We start from the raw sequence: 3,983 nt of genomic DNA, 5'->3' as shown, positions 1-3,983 counted from the left end.
GGCCGATTGACCCCCGTCGAGTACGAGACCATCATGACCCCACCCGCAGCACTGGCTGCATAAACCCCGCTGTCACCCGATCATGCAGCAGTCCCCCTCGCCCAGGTCGACCGGCCCGCTGATCGACGAAGCCAGCGGGCCACTGATCTACTTACCCATGCGATTCAGCCGAAGGCGAGGAAGTGTTCGGTCTTGCGTTCGTAGCGACGGTGGAACCGTCGGCAGCCGGTCGGCCAGAACACGGTTCTCTTGACTACCCAGCGGCGCCGGCCCAGCCGCTTCGAGGGTTCGATGCCCTTGCGGGCGATGTGGTGGCGGATGCCGCGCTTGCGGAGCCATCGGCGCAGATGGTCGTAGTCGCACCCCTTGTCGGCGTGCAGTTTCGCAGGCTTCCGACGTCGGGGGCCGCGCTGGGAGCGGATGGGTGGGATGCCCCCGGACGAGCGGCTCCAGGCCCTGGTTGTCGTGCATGTTCGCCCCGCAGATACCCAGGGGCAAGGGTAGTCCGTTGCGGTCGGTGATCAGGCGGATCTTCGATTCGAGTTTGCCGCGGTCGGTCGGATTCGGTCCCGTCAAAGGCCCCCTTGTGCCGCTCGCGGACTGACCGAGTCGATCGCGCACCGTGACCAGTCCGGCTTACCCCGGGCTCCGAGTTCGTCGAGGACCACGCGATGCAACCGGGCCCAGACCAGTTCCCGGCTCCACCGGGCGAATCGCCGGTAGACCGTCTGCCAGGCCGGGCCGAGCACCGGCGGCAACTGCCGCTACGTGCACTCCGACGTCGCCACGAAGATGGTCGCGGCCAAGGCCTCGCGGTCACCTGCCCGGCGGCCGCCGCCTTGCGGACGTGTCACCTCAGTCGGTGGCACCACCCGCCGGAACAGCACCCACAATTCCTCCGGCACCAGCCGCTCAACCAGATCCATCGTGCGCGTAACAACGAACGGTCACGCAATAAGAAACGACGTCTTACGAGTTGGTGCGTGATAGCGGATGGGACGTGTCTGCCCTGTTCAGGGGCGTCTTCAGGGGGTGATGTTGCGGTCGGAGACGAGGGCGACGATGGCCTGGTGGGTGGCAGGAAGGTTCTCTCTGCGGTGGGTCCGGCGTGTCAGTTGTTTCCAGCGTTTGTGGTCGGCGAGGGCGTGTTCGACAGTGATCCGTTGTGAGGAGTGCTCGTGTCGCCGGCGTTCGGTGTGTTCGAGGAAGGAAGGTATCGCGCCCGGCCGTAGCTTGCGCGGCTGGGTGAGAGCCCTGCCCCGATGGTCTCTGCTCAGCCTGAGGTAACCGTCGTCGAGGAGGGCCTGGACCAGGCCGAAGGTAGGAAGGCAGCCGGCGATGCCGGCCGTGCGGGCGGCGGTGGCGTCGTGCATACGGCCTGGTCGCAGGGCGTCGGTCCGCGGGGTACGGCCGTGGTGATCGGCGATGAAGGTGGCCTTCATCGTGTTCTGCTTCTTCTTGTCCGACACGAATGCCCGCCGCCCGCCCCGGCCCGCGGTGGGCCTGCGGACCTGAACCACAGGTGGCGTCCAGCCGCAACAGGACCCCTTCGGTCTGGGCGTAGGCGAAGACGTCTTCCAGGGTCCGCAGTCGCAGCCCGGGCCGCTCCGGGACGGCAAATCCTCTGTCGGCCAGCAGACGGCGCACCTCACCGACTGCCCGAGTCATGGTGGAACGGTCTACTTCGTAAAGGAGGGCCAGGACCGCGTGCGGGAGGTCGTGACGCAGGTGGATGAGCGTGGCGACAAGCCGGTTCACGGAAACCAGTTGATGGCGGGCACCCGCTCCCGGGGCCGTTTCCTGGCCCCGCCTCGAGCTTGGTACCGGCGGCCTTCGACCGCGACCACCCACGGCCGCGCCAACTCCATCACCAGCGAGGACAGACGATTCCTTGAGACACCTGTGAACAACGGATGCGCCAGGACCGAACGATTCACCATGCCTTTCACCAGCAGAGCATGCCCACCCGCTATCACGCACCAACTCGTCAGGCCCGGTCCGACACCGCGAGACGCAACCGTTCGTACCGCCGTGAGACCGCGTCGAGCGCTTCTCCCAGTCCGCTGGGTCGCAGCATGCCGGCTTCCCGGGGCCCTCCCGCCCAGCCCGGACCGGCCAGTAGGACCATTGGTGTGGTCCGGGCTCCTCGCGGTCCGAAGGCGGTGCCCGCCACTTGCGCGGCCAAGGGGCGGTCGGCCGTGGCGCGGGCCTGGGACCACAGGGCCACGACCGCGGGGCCGCACCGTCGCACCGCGGCGTCGAGCGCCTCGGCCGGGACCGCGCCGCCCAGGACGAGGACCGGCAAGGCCCGTTCGGCGAGCCCCGCGGCCAGCGCCTCCAGCGGAAGGGTGTGGTTCTCGGTGGGCATGCACGCCAGGACGATGGGCGGTGCGGCCGAAGGTGCTGCGGATCCTGCCACGATCATCCGGCGCAGGGCCGTCGAGATGTGCCACGACAGCAGGTGCTCGACCTCGACATAGCGCTCCTGCGTCGATTCCCACTTCTTGCCGACCGTGTGGAGAGCGGGCGCGACGATCTCCTCCCAGGCGACGACCAGCCCGTGCTCCTGGACGGCCCGCTCCAGCAGGTTGTCCATCGCCGGACCGTCCAGTCTCACCGCGGCGCGCGCCAGACCCCGGCATTCCGCGCGCACTGTGTCCGGAGACAGGTCGTGGCGCGAACCGGGCTGACGGGCGCCTTCCGGAACGGCCGCTCTTTCGCTTCCGGCGGGAGGATCCGGCAGCCGGACGGGGCGAGAGGCACCACCGGTGGCCGTGTCGCGGCTCGTCAGGACCGTGCGCGCGGCCTCGGCGGGGGAAACCCCGGAAGCCGTCAGCCGGCACATCTCTTCGAGCACCGAGACGTCCTGGGCCGTCCAGCGCCGGTGTCTTCCTTCCTCGCGGACCGCCGGACGCAGGCCGTACCGTTGTTCCCAGGAGCGCACGGTGGTCGGCGACACCCCCAGGTGCCTGGCGACGGCCCCGGTGGTCATTCCGTATTGGTTTCCGGCCATGTCTTCACTCCCTGCCGTGGAGCCGGTGGAGGACGGCACGTCCTCCTCTTCCCAGGTGTGGTGTGCGCACAGGTCTTCGTGTGCGGAGACACCAGGTCGCTGTCCTGGTTTTCCGACGGGGAGGGTGCACGGATGCGCCGGGTGTGAGGGCGAGCGAAGGCACCGGGGCCGCCGGGCGCGTGGGCGAGACACCGTAAGGAGAGCCGGCCGGACTGCATCCGTGCGGCGAGCTTTGAAGAAATATGTCCTGAATGGTCCTTAAAGGGCCTTTCGGGAGGTGAGGAGAAGGGATTGCCCCGGGCCGAGTTCTTCCATCCCGGTGGTTGCACTCCGGTCCCAGGCACGTTCATGTGTGGCGGATCGATCCGGCCGGTCGTGTCTTCCCCTCCCTCCCGCCCGCGTGTTCCGGAAGTTCGTGGCAGTCGACCGAAGAGGGCGGGTCGTCACGGGATCCGGAGGCGCAGATCCCTGCCTGAACGGACGGGGAACCGGCTTCCGGAACCGGAGGCCCTCATGACGCAGGAGGAGAAAATGATCGTCAAGAAGCTGCACGAGTCGGGTGTGCGCAGTGAGCACGCGTATCTGGCCGCCGTGGGGTCGATCGGACTGTCGTTGGTCTCGTGGCTGACGTCCAACCGGCGGGAGGACCTGGAACGTGCCGACCGCTGGGGCATCTTCGTGGGGGAGTGGGCCCCGACCTTCTTCACGCTCGGTCTCGCACTAGCGAACTACGAACGTGACGAGACCGTACGACCCGCCGGCTTCGGGGTGGACGCCTGACGGGCGGTCGTCGACCCGGCGTCGTGAAGCGCCCGCAACTTCCGGTGGTCCGGTGAGAACGAGCGGTCCTCTTCTCGCCGGGCCTCCCGGGAATCACGCGTATGGGCTGTCGGCGCCGGCCGCCGCGGGTCGTTCGGTTCTGGCGGGGCAGCAGCCGATGGGGCACAGGTCGTGGGAGGGTCCGAGTGTG

Annotated in this window: 2 protein-coding genes and 2 pseudogenes; 1 reads left to right on the top strand and 3 read right to left on the bottom strand. The window is 68.4% G+C overall.

The features are described from left to right. Positions 1–164: 164 nt before the first annotated feature. The 3 genes and pseudogenes from AB0398_RS34185 to AB0398_RS34175 all read right to left on the bottom strand — a co-directional run bounded on the left by AB0398_RS34185 (position 165) and on the right by AB0398_RS34175 (position 3,013). Positions 165–926, bottom strand: a pseudogene (locus AB0398_RS34185) (IS5 family transposase). A gap of 99 nt (positions 927–1,025) precedes the next feature. Continuing rightward, positions 1,026–1,940: pseudogene (locus tag AB0398_RS34180) on the bottom strand (transposase family protein). Between the two features lie 47 nt (positions 1,941–1,987). Then, complete coding sequence (locus tag AB0398_RS34175; RefSeq protein WP_366379565.1) at positions 1,988–3,013, bottom strand: MerR family transcriptional regulator; 1,026 nt, start codon at positions 3,011–3,013, stop codon at positions 1,988–1,990. 531 nt (positions 3,014–3,544) lie between these two features. On the opposite strand from AB0398_RS34175, the gene AB0398_RS34170 reads away from it, so the two are divergent. Continuing rightward, positions 3,545–3,793, top strand: coding sequence for a hypothetical protein (locus AB0398_RS34170; RefSeq protein ID WP_366379564.1), 249 nt, complete (start codon positions 3,545–3,547; stop codon positions 3,791–3,793). Positions 3,794–3,983: the final 190 nt, after the last annotated feature.

Source organism: Streptomyces sp. NPDC086147 (genome assembly GCF_040702165.1).
GTDB lineage: Bacteria > Actinomycetota > Actinomycetes > Streptomycetales > Streptomycetaceae > Streptomyces.
Note: the sequence above shows the minus strand (reverse complement) of the source record. Positions and strands in the feature narration are given on the sequence as shown.